Source organism: Dellaglioa sp. CoH-57-MRSF-19, assembly GCF_056781975.1.
In genome coordinates this window covers 1-362 of record NZ_JBXAXW010000176.1, presented here as the reverse complement: position 1 = coordinate 362, position 362 = coordinate 1, and the positions used below count along the sequence as shown (strand labels likewise).

Sequence of the window (362 nt, the reverse complement as noted above, 5' to 3'; positions counted from 1 at the left end):
GGTCTCCGTTTTCAAGCGTCCCGAAGAACAGCTCATGAGGGCGGACCCACGTCTTTCGTTCATGCGGCCACACGTGTTCGTAGATCACCATCTCTTCCTGTGTCTCCGAGTGCGTGGCAAGTCCCACGAACTTGTAGAGACCACCTTTGTAGTGGCGATGCGTGGCCTCGCGCAACGCGCGCTGATGATCCAACTCGATCTGCACCGCGTCTTCCACGGCATTGCTGCCCACCGCGTAATCCGCATCCGGGTCGATGCCCTCATCAGCAGCTGCACGCTCGAACGCCGCGAGATCGAGACGGACAAGCGACACCAACTGACCAACTACGGAACACAGGTTATAGGCTTCCGTGTCCATCACG

At 58.8% G+C, this 362-nt stretch carries 1 protein-coding gene; it reads right to left on the bottom strand.

The genetic code is table 11. The annotated features are described in order from the left end of the window. On the bottom strand, positions 1–362 hold a 362-nt coding region (locus AC1RO3_RS08840; protein ID WP_481764054.1), incomplete at both ends, for a DUF1653 domain-containing protein.